Source organism: Longimicrobium sp., assembly GCF_036399935.1.
In the GTDB taxonomy this organism is placed as follows: Bacteria; Gemmatimonadota; Gemmatimonadetes; order Longimicrobiales; family Longimicrobiaceae; genus Longimicrobium.
In genome coordinates this window covers 1-23,099 of the sequence record NZ_DASWMD010000079.1, presented here as the reverse complement: position 1 = coordinate 23,099, position 23,099 = coordinate 1, and the positions used below count along the sequence as shown (strand labels likewise).

The following is a 23,099-nucleotide window of genomic DNA, read 5'->3' as shown; positions in this document are numbered from 1 at the left end:
GGGCAGCCGGGTGATCCGGCTGCCCCGCTTTCGCGCGCGAGACCACATCCCGCCAACCCGGAGAAGGTCTGGCCGTCAGGCCTGCGCCTGCCGCGCCGAATCGGAGGGCGTCGCCCTGTCGCACCTGAGCGCCCGGTCGCGGAAGGCGCCAATCGCGTCCCATGCGGCGCGGTACGACAGGAGGTCGTTGTGCCCGGCCCCTTCGACTTCCACCCAGGTTGCCGGCCCGCCCGCGGCGGCAAGCATGCGGTGCGCATCCGCTCGTGCGGTAAACGCGTCCCTGGTGCCGCGAATGGCCAGCACCGGTGCGGTGACCCGACTGATGTCCTGGGCGGCGGGAAACCGGTGACCTCCCCAGTCGGCGATTCGCCCGGGGGCCCAGGGAAAGCGGGCGCGCGTCGCGCCCGGGAAGCTGCTGAACGGGCTCAACAGCACCAATCCGGCGACAGGCTCATCCGCCGCCACTCGCGTCGCCAGCGCCGCCCCGATCGAATGCCCCATCAGCAGGATCTGCTCGGGGGGTACCTTCTGCGCCTCCCGGAGCGATCGATACGCGAGGCGCGCGTCCTGGTACAGCCCCGCTTCCGTGGGCGTACCGGGACTCGCACCGTACCCGCGGTAATCGATCAGCAACACATCGAGGTGATCTCTCGCAAGCGCGTCCGCGACCCCTCCTCGTGACGCCAGGTTCCCCTTGTTCCCATACAGGTAGAGAGCGGTGCCGCACGGCCGCCCAGGTGCGGGAAACCACCAGCCGTGCAGGTGCAAGGTGCCGTCCGACGGGATGGTGACGCTCCGGGCGTGGGACCCGGGGTAGATGTGGCCCGCGTCCGCGTGGTCCGCGCGGGGGCTGGGATGAACACCAGTGCACGGGCAACGCGCGGCCAGGCGGCATAGAGCGCCAGCACGGCGGCGGTGAGCACCAGTACTCCGGCGACCCATGGGCGTCTCACCACGTCATTCGGCTCTCATGCGGTGCTAAACGAGACCAGCGGCCCGGCGCAGGTCGATGGTCGTCAGCGCCGCCGGCCGTGGCGCGGGAGTGGCGGGGACACGTCCACGAAGGTATCCGAGACGCGCGGATCGCGCATCACCTCCTGGTACGCCTCCAGCACCTGCTGAAGCGTGTTGACCCGCCAGTCGGTTTCCTTCTGCATGTGGAACCAGATGCCGCCCACGATCTTGGGGTGGGCGATCAGCTGGCGGTAGGCGTCGCGGATCCAGTCGCCGCGCCGCAGGTGCTCGGGGTCCTTTTCGGCCGCGAACTCCCCGATCAGCACCGGTTTGTTGGGATGCCGCCGCACCAGGTCCGGCAGCGCGTAGTCCGCCTGGTCGCCGCTGAACAGGTCGGCGAAGGGCATCCAGCGGTGGAACCAGACCGATGGGCCGTTGAAGCCGTGGAACCCCACGTAGTCCACGTAGTCGTCGCCCGGATAGTAGTGCCCCCACCAGTTCCAGTGCGCCGGCCCGGGCGCGCCGCCCAGCACGGGGTTGCCCGTGTTGGGGTTGAACACCCAGCGCACGTTGGTGGCACCCTCGCGGATGAAGATGTCCACCACCCGCCGCCATGCCTGCACGTACCGGGCGGGTGCCGTGGCGGCCAGCCCGTTGTCCACCCCCTGCCAGCGGTATCCCCAGCGGCCGTTCATCTCCCACCCCGGCTCGATCAGCACCAGCCCGCCGAACGCCCTGACCTCGCGGGCGATCCGGCGAAGCTCGTCGTCGCCGCTCCCCCCGATGATCGCCGCGAGCACGCTGTCGGTGGGCACCTCCGAGGTCCACGCGGGCGCCAGGGCGACGTAGTTGGTGGCCCCGGTGCGCTGGACGTTGCGCAGCAGGCGCCCCGCCCAGCCGTTGGCCGAGAAGTCGGCGTTGAAGGCGTGGAACGTCTTCACCAGCGCGGGCCGCTTGCCCACCATGTTGGTGAACTCGCGGATGGACTGCTCGATGACCTCCGCCTTGCTCGCGTCGTCGCCCAGGAACACGCCGCTGAAGAACGGCCTGCCGCCCGGCGCGAACACCGGCCCGGGGAGCGACGCCGGGTCCGGGGTGCGCCCCGTGACCTCGGGAGAACGCCGGGCGGCCTCGCGGATGGGATCGGCGGCATTGTTCGCCAGGGGACCGGCTCCGGTCCGCGCCTGGGCCGCGGCGGACGAGGCGAGGCACAGGACGGCCGCGACGATGGAAAGCACTCTCATGATCTGCGCTGCGCTACTGGTACGGGTTCGCGGGACTGCCGGGGTTGGGCTCCGGGATCATCATCATGGACTGGATTCGCCACTGGCCGTCGCGCTGGTGCTCCCACACCCAGGCGTAGCTGCCCAGGTCTTCGTAGAAGCGGCCGCGGCCGTCGGCCCGGTGGATCAGGTGGCGGTAGCGCCCGGTGACGTAGATCAGTCCTTCCTTGGCGCCCAGCGTAAGGCGCATGTTGTGGATCTCGCCGAACCCCAGCATCCGCTGGAAGAAGCGCAGGATCTCTTCGCGCCCGCGGTAGATCTCGCCGAAGCGGCCCAGCAGCATGGCGTCCTCGGCAAAGAATGGCGCCAGGCCGGATACGTCCGCGTCGGGCTTGCCCCAGCGCTGGCGGTCGCGCAGCACCATGTGCAGGGCGTGGACGGCCGACGTGTCGGCGTGCGCCAGGAACGCGGTGTCGGCGTTGGGGCTGACCGCTACGTGGACGAAGCTTTCCTGGGCCTCCGCGCGTGCGGGCGCCAGCGCCAGGACAGCCGCGACGATCAGCAGTGTGTGCAGGTACTTGGACATGGCGCTCGCCAGGGTTCCCGGATTTTTCTGGGGCGGCGGGGCAGGCGAGGAGTGTGCCAGTGGGGGCGCAGGGCAGAGGCGCAGGCGCTTCGTCGAAAAGGGTAAAGAGCGGGAGGTACAGAGGGTACGGAAAAAGCCAGAAATACAGAGAAAAGACCGGTCTCCTCTGTATCTCTGGCTTTTCTCTGCCCCTCTGTAATTTCGATGTTGCTTTTTGGTGCTGGCGGAGGGGCGGCGATCTTGCCACGTTGGCGCGTCGCGGGCCCTCCACGCGGGAGGGGTCTGCGCCGGTTTTCACACCAGGAGATCTGACCGATGGCCGAAGCGAAGCGCGGGGACACGGTCCGCGTTCACTACAAGGGCACGCTGGACGACGGCAGCGTGTTCGACAGCTCGGAAGGGCGCGAGCCGCTGGAGTTCACCATCGGCGGCGGGCATGTGATCGCGGGGTTCGACCAGGGCGTCACGGGCATGTCTCCGGGCGACGAGCGCACCATCAACATCCCCTCGTCCGATGCGTACGGCGAGGTGCGGGCCGAGCTGCTGCTTCGCGTGCCCCGCGAGCAGTTTCCGCCCGACGTGACGCCCGAGGTGGGGCAGCAGCTGCAGATGAGCGACGGCCAGCAGCAGTTCATCGTGACGGTGCGCGACGTAGCCGACGACGCGGTGTTGCTGGACGCCAACCATCCGCTGGCCGGCAAGGCGCTCACCTTCGAGCTCACCCTGGTGGACATCCGCTGAACCCCGATGAGAGCAGAGCTCTGCGTGAATCGCCCGGCGGCGGTGGAGGTAGATACGACACCGCCTGCCGATCACCAGGATTTCGAGAACCTCGTGATGCGCGGCGCTGACTGGATTCGCAGAAAGTTAGCGAAGCGGCGCAGCAAGTCGGCTTCTTCTTCCATCATAGGACAGGATGATCCACCTGGGATTCGGGCCGTTCCCTTTTGAAGTGGCTCTCGATGCGCTAGTTATCGGGTTCCTGAACGATGGAAGTGCCAGCCGCAAGTGACACCAGACGATGAGCATGCGTGAGCCGTGGGACGAGGGAGAGACGCCCGACGAGCAGGAGGCGCGGCGCGAGGCGTACCGCCGCCTGGCCGACGCGGCGCGGCGGGTGGGGCTGTCGCTGGAAAGCCTGGGCGGCATGCTGCGCCAGGTGACCCACAACGAGGTCGAGACGCGGCGGTTCCTGGCCGAGAAGGTCTACGGCGTGCCCGACGAGTACCTGGACGACTTCCTCCGCACCCGCATGGAGGGCGAAGGGGAGGGCGGGAACGGATGAAAGCCACGCGCTTCACCCGTCCGGCGCTGCTGCTGGCGCTGGTGGCGATGCTTTCCGCCTGCTCGCCCGGCTACTACCTGCGCGCCGCGTGGGAGCAGACCAAGATCCTCAACCGCCGCCACCCGATCGCCAGCATCGTGGCCGACACGGCCACCGACTGGGAAACGCGCAACAAGCTGCTGCTGGTGCTGCAGGCCCGGCAGTTCGCCGCCGACACACTGAAGCTGAACGCCGGCTACAGCTACACGCTCTTCGCCCGGGCGGAATCCGACACGCTGGTGATGGTGCTCTCCGCCGCGTACAAGGACCGCTTTGCGCCTCATACGTGGCGCTTCCCCATCGTCGGGCGGGTGCCGTACAAGGGCTTCTTCGAGCTGCGCGACGCGCAGAAGGAGCAGCGCAAGCTGGAGGCGCGCGGCTTCGACACCTACCTGCGCCCCTCGGCCGCGTACAGCACGCTGGGCTGGTTCAACGATCCGCTGCTCTCCACGCTGCTGCGCTACGACGAGATCTCGCTGGCCAACACCGTCATCCACGAGCTCTTCCACAACACCTTCTACGCGCCCGGGCAGGCGGTCTTCAACGAGAGCCTGGCCAACTTCGTGGGCGGGCGCGGCGCCATCGAGTTCTTCTGCGGCCGCGACGGGCCAGATGCCGCCACCTGCCGCACCGCCACCGGTGCATGGGCTGACGACGTGTCGTTCGGCGTGTTCCTCAAGGGGCTGGTGGACGACCTGGAAACGCTGTACGCCCGGCCGGACCTGTCGAGGGACGACAAGCTGCGCGAACGCGAGCGCATCTTCAGTGACGCGCAGTCGCGCTTCGCCGCCGAGGTGCGCCCGCGCTTGAAGGTGGACACGTTCGCCGGCTTCACCCGCGACCCGCTGAACAACGCCACGCTGATCTCGCGCCGCATCTACTACGACCGGCTGGACCTGTTCGAGCGGGTGTACCAGTCGCGCGGCGGCGACTTCCGCCGCGCGATGGACGACATCGTGGCCGCGGCGCGCACGAACAAGGACGACCCGTACGGCGCCGTGGAGGCCCTGCTGCGGTGAGCTTCACCCGCACGCACACCACGCCCGCCGACGCGCGACCGTCATTCCGACGGAGCGGCCACCCGTCACCTGACCTCACCCCAGAGACAGCAGCGACCGAGGGATCCGCCACACACTCCCGGGCGCGCCACAAGGTCCTCCTCCCACGAGAACAGGCCCGTCCGCGAAGGCGGACATCGTGTGGTCGTTGCAGCGAATTCATTCGCCCGCCCGGGCCGAGGCCCGGGGCAGGAACACTCGACGAACATGTAACCCGATTGGAACGGAACTCGCGCTTTCCCACCCCTGAAACGAGCCGCGAGCGAGATCCCGACGTCCCGCCCCCGCGACCCAGCCCCGGCGCTTTCCCACAGCCCGCGCCACGATGCTCAGAACGGTAGCCCTGCGCTTCGGCGCGGCCGAAGGCGACGAGCCGCTGCGGTTTTCTCCCGGCCCGATGACCGTGTTCGTGGGCCCCAACAACTCGGGAAAGAGCCTGGCGCTTCGCGAGGTGGAAGAGTGGATCGAGTCCGGCGGCGACTCGCCGCGCCACATCATCAAGCGCCTGGGGCTGCAGCTTCCGCCGGCCGCCGTGATCGAGAAGATGCTGCGGTCCCGCGCCGTGGGAGTGCCGGAGGACGGCGCGTCCGAGAACGAGGTGCGCGTGCTGCGCCTTCGCTCCGCGGGCGAATACTCGCGGCGCCGGGCCACGGACACCGCCGAGCCCCTGGTGGAGCACACCATCGACCTCCCCCGCCTGATGGCGGCCGTCGCCCACGCGCAGAACGCGTCGGACGAGGAGATGGACATCATCTGCCAGGACCTGCTCTCGCTCTTTACCCTGCGGCTCGACGGGCAGACGCGCCTGGCGCTCACCCAGCCGCAGGCAGCCGGCGGGCGCCACGCCAACCCCACAAACCACCTGGGCGTGCTGTTTCGCGACGACGAGGCCCGCGAGCGCATCCGCGACATCACCTCCGACGCGTTCGGCCTGTTCTTCGTGATCGATCCCGGCAGCGGCAACCAGTTCCACGTGAGGATGTCGGAGCGCCCGCCCCTCGACGACGACGAGGAGCAGGCCGGCGACGACCGCGCCCGCGCCTTCCACGGCCGCGCGCACCCCATGACGGAGATGAGCGACGGCATCCGCGCCTTTACCGGGCTGACCGCCGCGCTGCTGAGCGCCGACTACCGCATCATGCTGGTGGACGAGCCCGAGGCGTTCCTCCATCCGCCGCTCAGCCGCAAGCTGGGCAAGCGCCTCACGCAGCTGGCGGCGGAGCGCGGGGCCACCGTGCTGGCGGCAACCCACTCGCCCGACTTCGTGATGGGGTGCGTCACCGCGGGGCAGGCGGTGAACATCGTGCGGCTGACCTACCGGAAGGGAATGGCCAGCGCCCGCCTCCTGGCCGCTCACCAGCTCGAGGCGATGATGCGCGACCCGCTGCTGCGCAGCACCGGCGTGCTGGGCGCGCTCTTCCATGAAGGCGCCATCGTCTGCGAGGCCGACGCCGACCGCGTCTACTACGCCGAGATCAACGAGCGGCTGCTGGCGCATCGCGGCGGCGGCGCGGACGGCTGCGTGTTCCTGAACGCGCAGAACAAGCAGACGGTACGGCGTATCGTGCGGCCGCTGCGCGAGATGGGGCTGCCCGCGGCCGCCATCCTAGACCTGGACCTGCTGAAGGGCCGCGAGGATTTCCGCGACCTGATGAACGCCGCGTTCGTGCCCTCCGTCTTCTGGGAGCCGTGGGAGGACATCCGCAAGCGGCTTCAGCAGAAGATGAACAATGCGCACTACAAGGACGGCGGCATCTACCGGCTGGCCGGCGAGCCCCGCAGGGAGTTCGAGGAGCTGCTGGCCAACCTTTCCGAGTACGGCATCTTCCTGGTTCCCGCGGGCGAGCTGGAGTGCTGGATGCCGGAGCTGGGCGTAGGCGGGCACGGGCCGGAGTGGCTTACGCAGGTGTTCCAGAAGATGGGGATGGACCCCTCCGACGACGTGTACCAGCGCCCCGGCCAGGGCGGCGTGTGGAAGTTCATGCAGCGGGTGGCCACGTGGATCGCCGATCCGCGCCGCAAAGGAATGCGCAACGACGCCGTGCCGGTGGAGCGGCGCCTGGCCCCGCCCAAGGACGCGGACGCGGTCGTCACGCCCCTGGTTTCGGAGCCCCTGGTGGAGCCGGAGGTCCAGCAAGCCGTCGCCTGACGAACGAGGGCCGTCCGACCGGTGCGCCTCGGCGGCACTGGTGTTCGGGACGGCCTTGTTGGCGAAGCTCGGTGAGGTTCGAAATCTCCGGCGCATGCCCCGGCTGCCCTCTCCCCGGCCCCTCTCCCGCAAGCGGGAGAGGGGAGAATTCGACCGCGCTTCGGCAGGCGCGGTGCAGGACGGTCATCCCGACGGAGCGGCCACGCCGAACCGGCCCTGGCGGCGTAGACCGCAGCGACCGAGGGATCCGCCACACACGGCGCGAGACGCCTGTGTGCCGTGGAATGATCCGGTCTGCAGTTTCCAGACGCGTACACCGATGCGCGCTCCGCGCGAACGGCAACGCGGAATGATGTATCTGCCGCTCTGGAGCAGGGTTGGCACGGTGTGTGGCGGATCCCTCAGTCGCTGCGATGGATGGTGTGCGGGCAGGGCTCTCCGAGGTCGCTCCATCGGGATGACAAATCGTGCTTCGGCAGGTGCGGCGGGCGTGCTGGTGAAGCCCCGAACGGTGACGCGACAGCGGCGCCGTGTCGGGGCTTACCGCTTCCCCGGCGGCGGGTTCCACCCGCTCACGGGCGGGGAGGGGCGGACGTTGCTCTGGTTCGTCCCCTCCTCCATCCTACCCTCTCCCGCCGCGCCGAGCACCGTGGAGACCGCGCCCCAACTGGACGCGCATGGGTCAACCTCAGCGGCGAAGAGCCTGTCGGCTACTCCGCCGCAGTGGGTCTCGCGCGACCCTCTACTGACGGGATGGCGCGTTCTGGCTGTACACCCTGCGGCCCTGAGTGCGACACCGTTGCCCCACACGCCGCCACAACATACATTGGGGGAACACACACATTCCGTGATCGCTGCACCCGCGGCATCTGACGCCCGCTCTTCTTCAGCCACTCCCAATGAGCGACACGTCGCCCCCCGAGGTCCCGATCAGCGTGCTCATCGTCGACGACGAGGAGCTGCTGGTGAAGAGCTGCGGCCAGATCCTGGGCAGCGAAGGCTACCAGGTGTACACCGAGGGCCGCGGCAAGGCGGCGCTCGACAGCCTGCGCCGGCACCGCCCCGACATCGTCCTCACCGACCTGCACCTGCCCGACATGGACGGGCTGGCCCTGCTCAAGGAGATCAAGAAGCAGGCGCCGGAAACCCTCGTCGTCATGATCACCGGCTTCGCCACGGTCGACAGCAGCGTCGAGGCCATCCGCGCCGGCGCCTACGACTACATCCCCAAGCCGTTCACGGCCACGCAGCTGCGCATTCTCATCGGGCGCGCGGGGCAGCAGGTGCAGCTGGTGCGCGACAACGCCCACCTGCGCGACCAGTTGAAGAAGCACTACAGCTTCGACAACATCATCGGCACCAGCGACAGCATCCAGAAGGTGTTCTCGGTGGTCTCGCGCGTGGCGCCCACCGACGCCAGCGTGTTCATCTCGGGCGAGTCCGGCACGGGTAAGGAGCTGATCGCGCGCGCCATCCACGCCAACAGCCGGCGCAGCGCGCGGCCCTTCATGGCCATCAACTGCGCCGCGCTACCCGACAACCTGCTGGAAAGCGAGCTGTTCGGGCACGAGAAGGGCTCGTTCACCGGCGCCGACACGTTGCGGCGCGGGCTGCTGGAGGTGGCCGCGGGCGGAAGCTTCTTCCTGGACGAGGTGTCGGAGATGAGCATGGACCTCCAGGCCAAGCTCCTCCGCGTCATCCAGGAGCGGCGCATCCGGCGGGTGGGCGGCGAGAGCGAGATTTCCATCGACGTTCGGTGGATTTCGGCCACCAACCGCGATCCCGAGCAGGCGGTGCGCGACGGAAACCTGCGGCAGGACCTGCTGTACCGGCTGAACGTGGTGCCGGTAAAGCTTCCGGCCCTGCGGCAGCGGCGCGAGGACATTCCCGCGCTCGCCCAGAACTTCCTGCGCAACTTTGCCGAGGAGTACGACCGCGGAAACCTGCGGTTCACCCCCGAGGCGCTGCGGGTGATGGGCGACTACTCGTGGCCGGGCAACGTGCGCGAGTTGCAGAACATGGTGGAGCGCATCGTCTCGCTGTGCCTGCCCGGGCAGGAGATCGGGGTGGAGGACATTCCCGAGGAGCTGTCGGCGGCGCCCTCCAGCGGCACGCGCACCGCGATGTCGTTCAGCGCCGACCAGCCGTTCCACGAGGCCAAGAACGACGCCATCACGGTGTTCGAAAAGGAGTACCTGCGCGACCTGCTGAACCGGCACAACGGCAACATCTCGCACGCCGCGCGCACCGCAGGCATCGACCGCAAGACCATCCACCGGATGCTCACCAAGTACGACCTCGACGGCCGCGAAGTCGCCTGGTAAGGAATCCATCGGCAGGAAGGAAAGGCCGGGGCCGCGCATCAGCGGCTCCGGCCTTTTTCGTCTTGACCAGCCCCCCGCCGCTGGCCTAAAGGCGGCGGTATGTCATCCCGATGGAGCGGCCACTAGGCATCTGCCCACACAACATCGCCGGCAGCGACTGAGGGATCCGCCACACAGCGCGGACGCCGCTCAGAGCCGCGGACGAGCCGTAGTCTATTCTCTTCGCGAGCAGGCGGTTGCGCGTCCACAGGTGGGGCGTGCGTCAAAGTGAAGCCTCCCGGCCGTTTGGGGAGGCTTTCCGCAGTTGTTGCGGCAGATTTATCTGCTCTTCGGGGGCTTGGTGCAGCCGACGCGGCGGCGCATCACGCAGACTGTGTGGCGGATCCCTCAGTCGCTGCGATCCACGGTGTTCGGTCCAGTACCTCGCGGTCGCTCCATCGGGATGACAGGTGCGCTGCGGGAGGTGTCGTGCGCGTGCAGGTGAAGCCTCGAGCGGGACGCGCCAGCGGCCCGAGTCGGGGCTTTCCGCTTTTCCAGCCGCCGGTTTACCCGCCCTTCGGCACCCGCCTCTCGGCTCAGCGCGTAGTCGTCGACCTAGATCGCGATCGCCCGCAGCAGCTCGCGGACGGCAGATTCGGGATCGTCCGCGCGCATGACGGCGCTGATCACCGCCACGCCGGCCGCGCCCGACTCCACCACCGCGCGCGCGTTCCCGACGGCGATCCCCCCGATGCCGACGACGGGGATCTTCACCGCCGCGGCTACCTCCGCGATCCGCCCGAGGCCGATGGGCTCCCCCGCGTCGGCCTTGCTGCCCGTGGCGTACACCGGTCCCACGCCCACGTAGTCCGCGCCCTCGGCCTCCGCCTGCAGGGCCAGCTCCACGCTCTCCGCCGAAACGCCCAGCAGAAAGCCGCGAGGCGAAACCCGCCGCGCCGCGCTGACCGGAAGGTCGTCCTGGCCCACGTGCGCGCCGTCCGCGCCGGCGATCACGGCCACGTCCACGCGGTCGTTGACGAACAGCAGCGCCCCGGCGGACCGCGTTTCCGCGAGCAGCGCCTGGGCCATCTCCACCATGTCGCGCGCGGCGCCGTCCTTCATCCGCAGCTGGATGGCCGGCGCGCCGCCCCGCAGCGCCGCGCGGACGACGTCCACCAGGTCGCGCCCGCCGCAGTCCGCGTCGGTGACCACGATCAGCCGCAGCCGCTCGGCGAGCGTCATCGGCGGGCGCCCTGCTGCGCCGCGCGGAGCTCCGCGCGCGACCGGGCGACCTCGCGCAGGTGCTCGTTGTACGTCCGCGTAAACACGTGCGTGCCGTTGCGCCGCGCCACGAAGAACAGGAACTCGTGCTCCGCGGGGTTCAGCGTGGCCTCCACCGCCCCGCGGCTGGGGGACGCGATGGGGCCCGGAGGCAGACCCTTGTGGCGATACGTGTTGTACGGATCGGCGGCCACCTGCTGGATGTGCTTGCGCAGCAGCCGCCTCTGGTGCTCGCCCAGGGCGTACTGGACGGTGGGGTCCGCCTCCAGGCGCATTCCGCGCTGCAGGCGGTTGTGGTAGACGCGGGCGATCGTCGGCCGCTCGGTCCACACGCGCGCCTCCTTTTCAACGATGGAGGCCAGCGTCACCACCTCGCGCTCGCTCATCCGCAGCGCCTGGGCCCGGGCGCGCATGGCGGGGGTCCACTGGCGCTTGTACTGCCCCGTCATCTCGCGAAGGATGCGGTCCAGCGACGAGCCCATCGGCAGGGTGTACGTGGCGGGATACAGGTAGCCCTCCAGCGTGGGCCCGGGCACGCCGTACTTCTGCGCCAGCGCGGGGTCCATCAGCCGCGACAGCACGGAGTCGGCGGGCAGCCCCGTGGCCTGCGCCAGTCGCGGGGCGATCCCGCGCAGGTCCCACCCCTCTGGAATCACGACGCGCGTCTTCACCACGTCGCCGGTGGTGAGCTTCTGCACGATCAGCCCGTACGACGCGCCGGGGCGCACCTCGTACACGCCCGGCTTCAGCTTGGGCGCGGCGCCCTTCATCCGCGCGTACAGCTTGAAGGTGGCGGCGGAGCCCACGACGCCGCGTTTGGCCAGCGTGTCGGTGACGGACGACAGCCCGCTTCCCTCCGGCACCTTGAAGCGCACCGGCTCGCCCTTCCCCTCGCCGCTCCCGCACGCCGCCAGGACCGCGAGCGCAAGGATCGCCATCGATCGACCGAACCTCATTCCGTCTCTCCCGAAGCCCTGCGCTGGTTGCGGCGCAGGGCCAGCCAGGTTTCCAGGATCACCGCCGCCGCCGCGGAATCGATGCGCCCCTTCTGCTCGCGGTCGCTCTTCTTGAGCCCCATCCCGCGCACCGCCCGCTCGGCGCTGATGGACGACATGCGCTCGTCCATCCAGTGCACGGGGAGCCCGGTGCGGCGCGCCAGGTCGTCGCCGAAGCGGCGCACCTCGGCCACCCACTCGTTCTCCTCGCCGGCCAGGTTCAGCGGCAGCCCCACCACCGCCTCGTCGGCCTCGCTCTCGGCCACCAGCGCGGCGATCTCGGGCCACGGCGGCCGCTTTCCGGCACGCCGCTGCAGCGTGGTCAGCGGCGACGCGATGGTCCGCGTGGGGTCGCTGACCGCCACGCCGATGCGGCGCTGGCCGTAGTCGAAGGCGATGGTTCGGGACAAGGGGACAGTGCGTGAGTGAGTGCGTGAGTGCGTGAGTGCGTGAGTGCGTGAGTGCGTGAGTGCGTGAGTGCGTGAGTGCGTGAGTGCGTGAGTGCGTGAGTGCGTGAGTGCGTGAGTGAAACTACACTCTCCCTCGCGGAAAGAAAAACGAGCCCGCCCCCCCTGATGTCATCCCGACGGAGCGGCCACGCCTCACCTGCCCCTCACATTCCAGCCGGCAGCGACCGAGGGATCCGCCACACCCGCGGTGCCGCGCGAAACCCCGCCCGCCACAGGTCCACGTCCGTCGTTGCCGAGCCGCGATACTACGCAGGAACGTAGGTCAGCCTGATCACGTCCTCGCCGATCCGGTCGTGAGAGACGAGACGCAGCGGCGGCCGGGGTCCGGCGAAATACGGCCTGCCCCCACCAAGCACCACCGGGTGCAGGTAGATTCGATACTCATCGATCAGGCCAAGCTCAGTGAGGCTTTGCGCCAGGTCCGGGCCGGCAACTTCGATCTCTCCGTCACGCTCGGCCTTCAGCGCCCGGATGGCGCCCTCCAGGTCATCGCCGACAAGGCTGGCGTTGGGGCCGACCGAGGTCAACGTGCGCGAGACGACCCATTTCGGCTGCTTCCGCCACGCCGCCGCGAAGGCGTGCTCGTCGGCATTCCATTCAGGGTGATCCTCGTCCCAGTACCTCATGATCTCATACATCGTGCGGCCGTACACGCTCCCCGCCTGCCCCCGGGCCTCTTCGACGAAGTGGCGGAACAGCGTGGGATCCGGCGCAAACGCCATGTGGTCCACATACCCGTCCAGGGACTGGTTCATTCCGAACACGAGCTTCGCCATACCCGTCTCCTTTCGTCAGTACCGCTCGTCGCCGTCCGCCCCCACCACCACCTCGTCATCGAACGGCTCCGCGAACGGGTCCCCGGGAGGCTGCTCGCATGCGCCGTCCCCGCGCGAAACGCGGCCCCAGCACTGGAACATGTCGTTCATCCAGTCGTAGATCGAGGTCAGCGACGCCTGAAGGCGCCCCATGCTGGCGGCCCGCTCGTCGGCCGGGAGCACCAGTGCGTCGCGGATGCGGAGGGCGGTGCCCTCGGGGTCGTACGGGTTGATGTGCAGGGCGTCCTCCATCTCCTCGGCCGCGCCGGCGAAGAGCGAAAGCATCAGCACGCCGTTGCGGTCCACCTGGCTGGCCACGTACTCCTTGGCCACCAGGTTCATCCCGTCCTGCAGCGAGCTGACGATGCACACGTCGGCCAGCCGGTACAGGATGGCAAGGCGGTCCACCGGCAGCGACTGCTTGATCAGGTGGATGGGACGCCAGTCGGCCGTGGCGAAGCGGTCGTTGATCTCGCGCACCTGCCGGTCAACCCGCTGCGCCAGGTCGTCGTACGCCGCGATGTCGCCGCGGCTGGGCACCGCCACCTGCACGAAGGTAAAGCGCCCGCGGAACTCCGGGTACCGGTCCCAGAGGAACTCCAGCGCCTTGAACTTTTCCGGCAGCCCCTTGCTGTAGTCCAGCCGGTCCACCCCGATGCCGATGCGCCCGCCGCCCGGCGCGTACCGCTGGCGGATCCGCGCCATCTGCTCCTCCACCCCCGGCGCCGTGGCGGCGTCCTGGAACTGCTGGATGTCGATGGAGATGGGGAACGCCCCCACGTGGCAGGTGTGGCCGTCGAGGGTGGCGGTGCGCGCCAGCCAATCCACCTCGGCCCCCGCGATGCGGCGCGCCGCGCGCAGGAAGTTGTCGGCGAAGATGGGAAGGTGAAAGCCCATCAGGTCGTTCGCCAGCAGCCCGCGCAGCAGGTACCCCGCCTGGGGCGCCAGGCGAAAGATGTCGATGGGCGGAAACGGGATGTGCCAGAAGTGCGCGAGGGACAGGTCTGGCCGGCGGCTGCGTACCAGGTGCGGCGCCAGCGCCAGGTGGTAGTCCTGGAACCACACCGCGGCGTCCTTGCCCTTCACCTCTTCCAGCACCGCGTCGGCGAAGCGCCGGTTCACGCGGCGGTAGCGCTCCCAGTAGCGGCCCCGGACGCGGGTAAGGTCCGGCCGCAGGTGGCACAGCGGCCACAGGAACTGGTTGCTGTACCCCAGGTAGTAGCGGTGGATGTCGTGGTGCGTCAGCCACACGCGGCGCAGGGTGTAGCTGGGGTCCTCCGGCGGAACGCGGACGCGGTCGTCATTGTCCACCGCCTGGGCGTCGGCCTCGCCCGAGCCCCAGGCCACCCACATGCCGCCCAGCGCCTGCAGCAGCGGGTCCAGCGCCGAGGTCAGGCCGCCGGCGGGGCGCCCCACCTCCATCTCGCCCACCTCCTGCGACCACTTGTGCTCGTACGGCTCGCGGTTGGACACCACCACGAACCGGCGGCCGGGAAAGTTCTCGCGGAACAGCGGGCCCAGGTCCCGCGGATCGGTCGGCATCGGTGCAAACCCCGTGTATGCGAAGGCCGCCGGGGACTGCGGGCGGCCCGAGTTCGTTCGATCGAAGCGCGCGGCTACAGCGTGAAGCGGCGCTTCGCCATCCGCGCCGCCGCGCCCTTCCCCGCCCCCGGGCGCCCCTCGGCCGGCGCGCGCATCCCCCGTGCGCGGGCGACGGCGTCGCCGCCGGAAGCGCGGCCCGGCGACAGCAGCAGCGCCGCGCCGATGCCCAGCATGGCCCCCAGGGCAAAGCCGCGCAGGATGGTACGGCGCCGCGACTGTTCTTCGTATTGCATGGGACTCGAGCCTGGGATCGGGGGAAAGCCGCGGCGGGGCGCGCGCTGGGCGGGGGCAACGCGCGTGCCAGCGGAAGGGCAGAGCTCCGGGGGCCCAGCCTTGCCACGCCCGAACACGGGGGTATAATTAACGCCTTGCCCGCGCCATCGCGCGGCGGGGTGGGCGTCAGACGGAAACTGGACAGGAGGCACTTCGGGATGGCGGATTCCAGCAAGACGGTCCTGCTCGTGGAGGACAACGAGGACAATCGGACCGTCTACCGGACGATCCTCGAGCACTTCGGGTACCAGGTCATCGAGGCCCGCAACGGCGAAGACGGGGTGCGCATGGCGCGCGAGGACCATCCGGACCTGATCCTGATGGACATCTCCATTCCTATCATCGACGGCTGGGAGGCCACGCGCATCCTCAAGGGCGACGCGGCCACCAGCTCCATTCCCATCATCGCCCTCACCGCGCACGCCCTGGCTACGGACCGGGCGAAGGCCACCGAGGTGGGCTGCGACGGGTACCTGGCCAAGCCCTGCGAGCCGCGCCGCGTGGTGGCCGAGGTGGAAAAGTTCATCGGGTCCGGCCGGGAGGCGAACGCTTGACCACCTCCGTCGCGGTGACGGAGGACGGCCCCACCCGCGTGCTGGTGGTGGACGACGTTCCCGACAACGTCGAGATCCTTCACGCCCGCCTGGCGTCGCGCGGCTACGAGGTGGTCACCGCCACCAACGGGCCCGAGGCGCTCGAGGCGGTGAAGGCCGAGGCCCCGCACCTGATCCTGCTGGACGTGATGATGCCGGGGATGGACGGCCACGAGGTCACCCGCCGCATCAAGGACGACGACTCGCTCCCCTTCATCCCGATCATCCTGGTGACCGCGCTGACGGAAACCGAGGACGTGGTGCAGGGGCTGGAGTCGGGCGCCGACGACCACATCAGCAAGCCCTACAACTTCAACGAGCTCGAGGCGCGCATGCGCGCCATGCTGCGGGTCAAGCGCCTGCAGGACGAGCTCGACCTGAAGAACCGCGAGCTGGAGCACGCCAACATCCGGCTGAAGAAGCTCTCGGTCACCGACGGCCTGACGGAATTGTTCAACCACCGCCACGTGCACGAGCAGCTTCACGACGAGTGGGAGCGCAGCCGCCGCACGGGCGAGCCGGTGGGCGTGGCCATGATCGACCTCGACAAGTTCAAGCGCATCAACGACACGTACGGCCACCCCACGGGCGACGTGGTGCTGTACGAAACGGCGCGCATCATCAAGGAAACGGCGCGCGAGATCGACATGGTGGGGCGGTACGGCGGCGAGGAGTTCATCGCCATCCTCCCCAACACCGACGAGGAAGAGGCCGCCTCGTTCGCCGAGCGCGTGCGTGCCGCGGTCGAAGAGCACCTGTACCGCGACGGCGCGGTGGAAATCCGCATGACCACCTCGTGCGGGGTGGCGTCGTCGCAGGCCTCGCAGGCCGACACCCCCGAGGAGCTGCTGAAGGCGGCCGACGAGGCGCTGTACGAGGCCAAGCGCAGCGGACGCAACCGCGCCGTGCGCGCCACCCAGGTCGAAGCGCCGCAGCCGCAGGCATGAGCCCCGCCGCCCCACCCGAGGCGGCCGCCCGGGCCGCCGAGCTCCGGGAAACCATCGAGCAGGCGAACCACGAGTACTACGTCCTGGACGCGCCCACGCGGTCCGACGCGGAGTACGACCGCCTGTTCCGCGAGCTGCGGGAGCTGGAGTCGGCCCACCCCGGGCTGCGCACCCCCGACTCTCCCACGCAGCGCGTGGGCGCCGAGCCCGCCAGCCGCCTGGAAAAGACGGAGCACCTGGCGCCCATGCTTTCCCTGGACAACGCCTTCGGGCCCGACGAGCTGCGCGCGTGGGAGGTGCGCAACGCGCGCATCGCCGACGAGGTGCTGGTGGCGGGGTACGTGGCCGAGCCCAAGATCGACGGGCTGGCGATCGCGCTGACCTACGAGGACGGCGTGCTGGTGCGCGGGGCCACGCGGGGCAACGGCACCATCGGCGAGGACGTGACGCGCAACCTGCGCACCATCCGCGAGATCCCCCTTCGGCTTCGCGGAGATGCGCCCGTGCCGCGGCGGATGGAGGTGCGCGGCGAGGTGTACTTTTCCCTCTCGGGCTTCGCCGCGCTCAACCAGCGCCGCGCGGCCGAGGGGCACGCCACCTTCGCCAACCCGCGCAACGCCGCGGCCGGAAGCCTTCGCCAGCTGGACCCGGCCGTCACCGCCTCGCGCCCGCTCCGCTTCTTTGCGTACGCGGTGGAGACGGACGGCCGCGACCCGCTTCCCTTCAGTTCCCAGTGGGAGCTGCTGGAAACGCTGCGGGCGTGGGGCCAGCCGGTGAACCCGCTGGCCCGCCCCTGCACGGACCTGGAAGCGGTGCTCGCCTTCGTGAACGAGTTCGAGGGGTCGCGCGCCGAGCTGGACTACGAGGTGGACGGCGCGGTGATCAAGGTGAACCCGCTTTCCCTGCACGACGAGCTGGGGATCGTGGGCGGGCGCGACCCGCGCTGGGCGATCGCCTACAAGTACGCCCCGGCGCTGGCCGTCACCACGCTGCGGGCCATCCGCATCAACGTAGGCCGCACCGGCGCCCTGAACCCCTACGCCGAGCTGGATCCGGTGGAGGTCGGCGGGGTGATCGTACGGCAGGCGACGCTCCACAACGAGGACGACATCCGCCGCAAGGACCTGCGCGCCGGCGAAAAGGTGCTGGTCAAGCGGGCGGGCGAGGTGATCCCGCAGGTCGTTGGACCGGTGCTGGAAGAGGGGCAGGTGCGGGCCGAGGAGTTCCGCATGCCGGACGAGTGCCCGTCGTGCGGCACGCCGGTGGAGCGCCCGGAGGGCGAGGCCCTGCTGTACTGCCCCAACTCGGCGTGCCCGGCGCGCATCTACTGGGGGCTGGCCCACTTCGTCTCGCGCGGCGCCATGGACATCCGCGGCCTGGGCGAGCGGACCATCGCCACGCTGCTGGAGCGCGGGATGGTGCGCGACGTGGGCGACATCTACGCGCTCACCCAGGAGCAGCTGCTGACGCTGGAGGGCTTCAAGGAGAAGTCCGCGCAGAACCTGCTGGCCGGCATCGAAGCGTCCAGGCAGCAGGGGCTGGCCCGTGTGCTCTTCGGCCTGGGCGTGCGCCACGTGGGCGAGATCGCGGCGCAGACGCTGGCGCGGCACTTCGGCAGCATGGAGCGGCTGGCCGCCGCCTCGGCGGAGGAGATCGAGGCCGTCCACACCATCGGCCACACTATGGCCGAGGCGCTGCACTCGTGGATGGCCGAGCCGCGCAACCAGGAGGTGGTCGCCAAGCTGGCGGCCGCGGGCGTCAAAATGACGGAGGAGCGCACCGAGCCGGCCGAGGGGCCGTTCACGGGCAAGGCCTTCGTGATCACGGGCACGCACCCCACCATGACGCGGCCGCAGATGGAGGAGTTCATCCAGCAGCGCGGCGGCCGCGTGGCGGGAAGCGTCTCCAAGAAGACGGACTACCTGGTGGCCGGCGACGATGCCGGCTCCAAGCTGGCCAAGGCGCGCGAGCTGGGCATCAGGGAACTCTCCGAGGCCGACCTTCTCGCGCTCCCGGAGCTGTTGGCCGCCAGCGCTGCCGAGGCCGAACCCGATCCATCCACCGAACCCGCCGCCGTCGCTGGTGGCGCCGTCCAGGAAAGTCTCCTATGAACGCCATCGCCGCCCCGCCGCGCTTTCTGCAGGTGCCCGCCACGCTGCTGGCCTCGGTTCGCACGGCCGTCGTGGGCGACCGCCCACCGATGGAGGCCGTCACCGTGCTGCGCCAGCTGGGCTACGAGCTGGGCGAAGAGGTGTATGCGTCGCTGCAGGAGCGGGTGGCGCGCGACTTCGCGGGCATCGACTGGGGCCGGCTGAACCCCGCCGAGTTCTGGCGCGCGGCGGCCGGCTTCTTTGCGGACCGTGGCTGGGGGCGGCTGGAGTTCCGCGACCTTCACCCGGCCGTGGGCGCCATCGACCTGACGGACTGGGTAGAGGCCGAGGCGGGCGGCGGACCGCGCGGCGCGCACCTGACCACGGGGCTGTTCAGCGCGCTGCTGGAGCGGCTGGCGGGGTCGGGGTTGGCGGTGATGGAGGTGCCGTCCGGGTCGGCAGACCGCACGCGCCTGCTCTTTGCCCGCGGCGACATCCTGGGCCAGGTGTACGAGGGCGTCCGCACCGGCACCCCCGTCGAAGACGTCGTTGCGCGCCTGTAACGGACGAACGATTGGGTACGGGGGTTCGCACCGGACAAATTAGAAGTAATTGCCGGACCGCTACACTGCGGGTGCAGGGGAATTTATCCGGGGTTACGGCCGAAATAATTCGAAGTAATTCCTGTCCCCGTGAAAAGCGCCTATTCACCCGTCGCAGCCGGAAGGTCCACGGGGTCGGTGTATGGCTCCATCACTTCCCTGTACTCGTCCAGGAGTGAAGGCGGCGCGGGCACCTTCTTCTGCTCCACCATCGACTGCAGCATCAGCGCGTTGGCAACCGCCTTGCCGCGAAAGTGGTTGTTCGTGACCACGAACACGTCTTCCGTGGGCGCCTCCGCGGCGATTTCGGCCGTGCGCGCGGCCCAGGGCTGCAGCTCGTCGGCCGTGTACAGGTAGTCGTAGCGCTCGTCGCGCCCGGCCTTTTCGCGGAACCAGTCCTTGTAGTTGCGGCCGTGCACCCGCACGTATCCCACCGGCGACGTCACGTGCGCGGTGGGCTTGATGCTGTCGTGAAAGAGCGGCTGGTCGATGTTCACGAACCCGATCCCCCGCTCCATCAGGCCGCGGAAGAACTCAGGCGTGTTCCAGGTGGCGTGGCGCACCTCAACGACGAGCGGGTAGCCGGCGAACGTGGTCGTCACGTCGTTCAGCCACTCGCGGTTCTCGTCCGTGCGCCGGAACGACCACGGAAACTGCAGGAGCACCGCGCCCAGGCGCCCGCTTTCCATCATGGGATCGAACCCCGCGCGCACCTCGTCCACCTCCGCGGCCGTCCACGCCGCGGTGCGCTGATGGGTGAAGCGCTGGTGAAGCTTGAGGGTGAAGCGGAAGTCCGGGAACTCCTCCACGCGGCGCACCCAGCTCTGCACCGTCGTCGCGCGGGGCGGGCCGTAGAACGACGAGTTGATCTCTACCGTGTCGAAGTACCCGGCCAGGTAGCGAAGGGGATCGAACCCCTTGGGCTTGGGCGCGGGGTACACGACGCCCTCCCAGTCCTTGTACTGAAACCCCGCCGGCCCGTACCGTATCATCGCCACCCCCGGGTTGCTGTCGCGCCTGTGGCGGAAAGGGGCAAGGTCCGGACCCGTCTCAGGGTAGCGCTGAAACTGTCGTTCCAGCACTTTCGCCCCATGGCTCCAATCGTTTACGTTGCGGGTCCTGAATTGTTTCTTCGCTGTTTCTCCCCTCCCTTTCCACTCGCCCGCCCCCAATGGCCCTGACTGCCTGCCGCGAGTGCGGCACCGCCATGCCCGCCCATGCCCACGCGTGCCCGAAGTGCGGGACCACCATGGCGCCCGCCGCTGCCATGCCCTACCGGCCGCCGCCGCCCCGCCCGCCGCCGGAGCCGGAGGGCTCCACGTGGCGGACCGCAGCCGGATGGGTGCTCCTTCTGGCCGTGCTTACGGTATGTGGGATCTTCTTCTACCGCGTGTCCACGGCGATCGACCAGCACTCCCTGGCAGAGGAGGAGGTGGAGCGGGAACACGAGCACGTGCGCACCGCCCTCGCCTGGGTGCAGGACACCCTGCCCACCACCCCGGCCCCGGAGAGCGGTCCCGTGCCCACCTCCCCCGTGGCCAAGCGGATGTGGGTGATCCGGCGGATGGAGGTGGCCCGTGCGGTATGGGAGCGGGAGATCAGGGCGCGGCACGGCGCCAGCGGCTTCAACCCGCCCGCTCCGTGGCCCTCCGTGCAGTACCAGGGGAACGCACGCTCCCACCCCGCCCTGGCAAAGTGGTTCGAAGGACGCGTAGCGGCGGCCTCGGAGATCCGGCAGGCGTCCGCCGCCTGGATCGACGAGCGCACCGCCGCGCTCGCGAAGGAGTCGGGACTGCCCGCCGCGGAGATCGCCGCGATTTTTCCGCGCGACCACGGCGGCGTGCCGGAGGCGGAGGCGAAACTGGCGGACGCGTTTCTGGAGGTGCACCGCCACCTGGTGAACACGGACCCGCGGGTGCGCCCCGGCGAGGGACACTCGTTGGCCTACCAGCGTGAGGACGATCTCCTCCGCTACAACGAACTCGCGCAGGAGCTGGACGAGGCTGCGCGCGCCACGAACGAGGCGCGGGCGCGAAGGATCACCACGGTGGTCGCCGCGCTGCCGCGCGCGATCCGCGTGATCCGCAGGTAAACCCGCGCATCGGCGCGCCGAACTCCCTCCGGCGAAACAAGTTGCCGCCGGCGTGCGTAGTGCCGCATTCACGCGGGTTGCGCAGGGGCCGTCCGCGCGTGAACTTGCGTCTGGCCCCATCCACCACACTTGCCCCTTCCGGAGCACGCCCATGGCCCTCTTCGACTTCATCAAGACCGAGCTGATCGACATCGTCGAGTGGCTGGACCAGACCGGCGACACGATGGTGTACCGGTTTCAGCGCCACGACAACGAGATCAAGAACGGCGCGCAGCTGATCGTTCGGCCCGGGCAGGCCGCCGTCTTCGTGGACCAGGGCGAGATCGCCGACGTGTTCCCCCCGGGGCGCTACGAGCTGACGACGGAGAACCTGCCGGTGCTTTCCACCCTGCGCGGATGGAAGTACGGCTTCAACTCGCCGTTCAAGGCCGAGGTGTACTTCGTGGCCACCAAGGTGTTCACCGACCTCAAGTGGGGCACCAAGAACCCCATCATGCTGCGCGACCCGGAGTTCGGCCCCGTGCGGCTGCGGGCGTTCGGAACGTACGCGGTGCGGGTGAGCGAGCCGGCCAAGTTCATCGCGCAGATCGTGGGCACCAACGGCGTGTTCACCACGGACGGAATTTCCGACCAGGTGCGCAACTTCATGGTGTCGCGCTTCACCGAGGCGCTGGGCGAGGGCAAGATCCCCGCGCTGGACCTGGCCGCCAACTTCTCGGAGCTGGGGCAGGCGGTAAAGACGGTCATCGGGCCCGAGGTGGGCGAGTACGGCCTGGAGGTGACCACCTTCCTGGTGGAGAACATCTCGCTGCCGGAAGAGGTGGAAAAGGCGCTCGACAAGCGCACCAGCATGGGCGTCATCGGCAACCTGGGCGCCTACTCGCAGTTCCAGGCGGCCAACGCCATGGAGCAGGCCGCCAAGAACCCCGGCGGCGGTGCCGGCGAGGGGATGGGGCTAGGACTGGGCTTCGGGATGGCGCAGCAGATGGCGAACGCGTTCAACCAGAACCCGGCGGCGGGCGCGGCAGCCGCGGGCGGGCCTCCGCCGCTGCCGGGCGGGGCGCAGTTCTACGTGGCGCTGGGCGGCACGCAGGCGGGGCCGTTCGGGATGGATTCGCTGCGCGGGCACGTGGCGGGCGGGCAGCTGACGCCCGACACGCTGGTGTGGCAGCAGGGGATGGCGGCCTGGACGCCGGCCAGCCAGGTGGAGGCGCTCCGCCCGCTCTTCGGCGCCGCGCCGCCGCCGCTGCCCACGGCGTAGTTCGCTGGGGCGAATGAAGTCGCGGCAACGACGGCCCGAAGTCCGCCTTCGCGGACTGGGTTGCACCGGCCGCGCCGACACGCGTCCCCATCGGGCGAGTGCGCCACGCCAGCCGAAGCGCGATCGAATTCTCGCCTCTCCCGCTTGCGGGAGAGGGGCCGGGGGAGAGGGCAGCCGGGGACTACACGGCCGTCCTCGAAACGCGCCGAGGCTGGTAGAGGGCCGCCGGCGCACCGACAGACACGCAGAAGAGCCGAGGCCCAGGGTTCCGTGTCGCTGCCGCGCCCAGCCTTCGAAGCGCCTCAGGCTAGATCCTTCGCCCCGCGTGCGATGGTTTGCGGGCGAGTAGGGTGCGCTTGGGGCTCAGGATGACAGGGCTACGGTGCGCGCCGGAAGCGTGGACCCACACGACCCTGGCTCCCTTCCCCCGCGGCAGTTTGCGGGGGAAGGGCTGGGGATGGGGGGCGCCGCGGCATGCGCC

At 69.7% G+C, this 23,099-nt stretch carries 20 protein-coding genes and 1 pseudogene; 11 read left to right on the top strand and 10 right to left on the bottom strand.

What is annotated here, in order from left to right:
* Positions 1–75: 75 nt before the first annotated feature.
* The 3 genes from VGB24_RS23900 to VGB24_RS23890 form a co-directional block, all read right to left on the bottom strand.
* Entirely contained in the window at positions 76–942 is an 867-nt protein-coding gene (locus tag VGB24_RS23900) for an alpha/beta hydrolase (RefSeq protein WP_331075446.1), read from the bottom strand.
* Positions 943–1,016: 74 nt separating this feature from the next.
* Positions 1,017–2,198, bottom strand: coding sequence for a glycoside hydrolase family 26 protein (locus VGB24_RS23895; RefSeq protein ID WP_331075445.1), 1,182 nt, complete (start codon positions 2,196–2,198; stop codon positions 1,017–1,019).
* 13 nt (positions 2,199–2,211) lie between these two features.
* Positions 2,212–2,763 (bottom strand): YybH family protein, encoded by a 552-nt coding sequence (locus VGB24_RS23890; protein ID WP_331075444.1) that lies wholly within the window; start codon positions 2,761–2,763, stop codon positions 2,212–2,214.
* Between the two features lie 315 nt (positions 2,764–3,078).
* Between VGB24_RS23890 and VGB24_RS23885 the strand changes: the two genes are divergently transcribed.
* From VGB24_RS23885 to VGB24_RS23865, 5 genes are all read left to right on the top strand, one after another.
* Positions 3,079–3,504: a peptidylprolyl isomerase gene (locus tag VGB24_RS23885; protein WP_331075443.1), complete on the top strand. Its 426-nt coding sequence runs from the start codon at positions 3,079–3,081 to the stop codon at positions 3,502–3,504.
* 280 nt (positions 3,505–3,784) lie between these two features.
* Positions 3,785–4,048, top strand: coding sequence for a hypothetical protein (locus VGB24_RS23880; protein WP_331075442.1), 264 nt, complete (start codon positions 3,785–3,787; stop codon positions 4,046–4,048).
* Positions 4,045–5,106 (top strand): aminopeptidase, encoded by a 1,062-nt coding sequence (locus VGB24_RS23875; RefSeq protein WP_331075441.1) that lies wholly within the window; start codon positions 4,045–4,047, stop codon positions 5,104–5,106. Before VGB24_RS23880 ends, VGB24_RS23875 begins: the two co-directional genes overlap by 4 nt.
* A 364-nt stretch (positions 5,107–5,470) precedes the next feature.
* Positions 5,471–7,294: an ATP-binding protein gene (locus VGB24_RS23870; RefSeq protein ID WP_331075440.1), complete on the top strand. Its 1,824-nt coding sequence runs from the start codon at positions 5,471–5,473 to the stop codon at positions 7,292–7,294.
* Positions 7,295–8,193: 899 nt separating this feature from the next.
* A complete protein-coding gene (locus VGB24_RS23865; RefSeq protein ID WP_331075439.1) occupies positions 8,194–9,618 on the top strand; it encodes a sigma-54 dependent transcriptional regulator in 1,425 nt (474 codons plus the stop codon).
* A gap of 594 nt (positions 9,619–10,212) precedes the next feature.
* Here VGB24_RS23865 and thiE read toward each other — a convergent pair.
* From thiE to VGB24_RS23835, 6 genes are all read right to left on the bottom strand, one after another.
* Entirely contained in the window at positions 10,213–10,839 is a 627-nt protein-coding gene (thiE, locus tag VGB24_RS23860; protein ID WP_331075438.1) for a thiamine phosphate synthase, read from the bottom strand.
* A complete protein-coding gene (gene mltG / locus VGB24_RS23855) occupies positions 10,836–11,834 on the bottom strand; it encodes an endolytic transglycosylase MltG (RefSeq protein WP_331075437.1) in 999 nt (332 codons plus the stop codon). The genes thiE and mltG overlap by 4 nt, the downstream gene beginning before the upstream one ends.
* On the bottom strand, positions 11,831–12,283 hold the full coding sequence (gene ruvX / locus VGB24_RS23850) for a Holliday junction resolvase RuvX (RefSeq protein ID WP_331075436.1): 453 nt from the start codon (positions 12,281–12,283) through the stop codon (positions 11,831–11,833). The genes mltG and ruvX overlap by 4 nt, the downstream gene beginning before the upstream one ends.
* Positions 12,284–12,588: 305 nt before the next feature.
* Complete coding sequence (locus tag VGB24_RS23845; RefSeq protein ID WP_331075435.1) at positions 12,589–13,119, bottom strand: dihydrofolate reductase family protein; 531 nt, start codon at positions 13,117–13,119, stop codon at positions 12,589–12,591.
* Positions 13,120–13,134: 15 nt separating this feature from the next.
* A complete protein-coding gene (locus VGB24_RS23840) occupies positions 13,135–14,700 on the bottom strand; it encodes a trehalose-6-phosphate synthase (protein WP_331075434.1) in 1,566 nt (521 codons plus the stop codon).
* Positions 14,701–14,774: 74 nt separating this feature from the next.
* Positions 14,775–14,993 carry a hypothetical protein gene (locus tag VGB24_RS23835; protein WP_331075433.1) on the bottom strand — a complete coding sequence of 73 codons (219 nt, stop codon included), beginning with the start codon at positions 14,991–14,993 and terminating at the stop codon, positions 14,775–14,777.
* A gap of 198 nt (positions 14,994–15,191) precedes the next feature.
* On the opposite strand from VGB24_RS23835, the gene VGB24_RS23830 reads away from it, so the two are divergent.
* The 4 genes and pseudogenes from VGB24_RS23830 (at position 15,192) to VGB24_RS23815 (ending at position 19,226) form a co-directional block, all read left to right on the top strand.
* A complete protein-coding gene (locus VGB24_RS23830) occupies positions 15,192–15,587 on the top strand; it encodes a response regulator (protein ID WP_331021478.1) in 396 nt (131 codons plus the stop codon).
* Entirely contained in the window at positions 15,584–16,573 is a 990-nt protein-coding gene (locus VGB24_RS23825) for a diguanylate cyclase (RefSeq protein WP_331075432.1), read from the top strand. Before VGB24_RS23830 ends, VGB24_RS23825 begins: the two co-directional genes overlap by 4 nt.
* Positions 16,570–18,649, top strand: a pseudogene (ligA, locus tag VGB24_RS23820) (NAD-dependent DNA ligase LigA); the annotation flags it as partial. The gene VGB24_RS23825 and the pseudogene ligA, both read left to right, overlap by 4 nt.
* A gap of 31 nt (positions 18,650–18,680) precedes the next feature.
* Positions 18,681–19,226 (top strand): hypothetical protein, encoded by a 546-nt coding sequence (locus tag VGB24_RS23815; protein WP_331075430.1) that lies wholly within the window; start codon positions 18,681–18,683, stop codon positions 19,224–19,226.
* 140 nt (positions 19,227–19,366) lie between these two features.
* On the opposite strand, the gene VGB24_RS23810 is transcribed toward VGB24_RS23815, so the two are convergent.
* Positions 19,367–20,347: a DUF72 domain-containing protein gene (locus VGB24_RS23810; RefSeq protein WP_331075429.1), complete on the bottom strand. Its 981-nt coding sequence runs from the start codon at positions 20,345–20,347 to the stop codon at positions 19,367–19,369.
* A gap of 167 nt (positions 20,348–20,514) precedes the next feature.
* Here VGB24_RS23810 and VGB24_RS23805 point away from each other — a divergent pair, with 167 nt between their 5' ends.
* Both VGB24_RS23805 and VGB24_RS23800 read left to right on the top strand, forming a co-directional pair.
* Positions 20,515–21,357 carry a hypothetical protein gene (locus tag VGB24_RS23805; RefSeq protein ID WP_331075428.1) on the top strand — a complete coding sequence of 281 codons (843 nt, stop codon included), beginning with the start codon at positions 20,515–20,517 and terminating at the stop codon, positions 21,355–21,357.
* Between the two features lie 151 nt (positions 21,358–21,508).
* Positions 21,509–22,618, top strand: a complete 1,110-nt coding sequence (locus tag VGB24_RS23800; RefSeq protein WP_331075427.1) for an SPFH domain-containing protein — start codon at positions 21,509–21,511, stop codon at positions 22,616–22,618.
* Positions 22,619–23,099 lie beyond the last annotated feature (481 nt).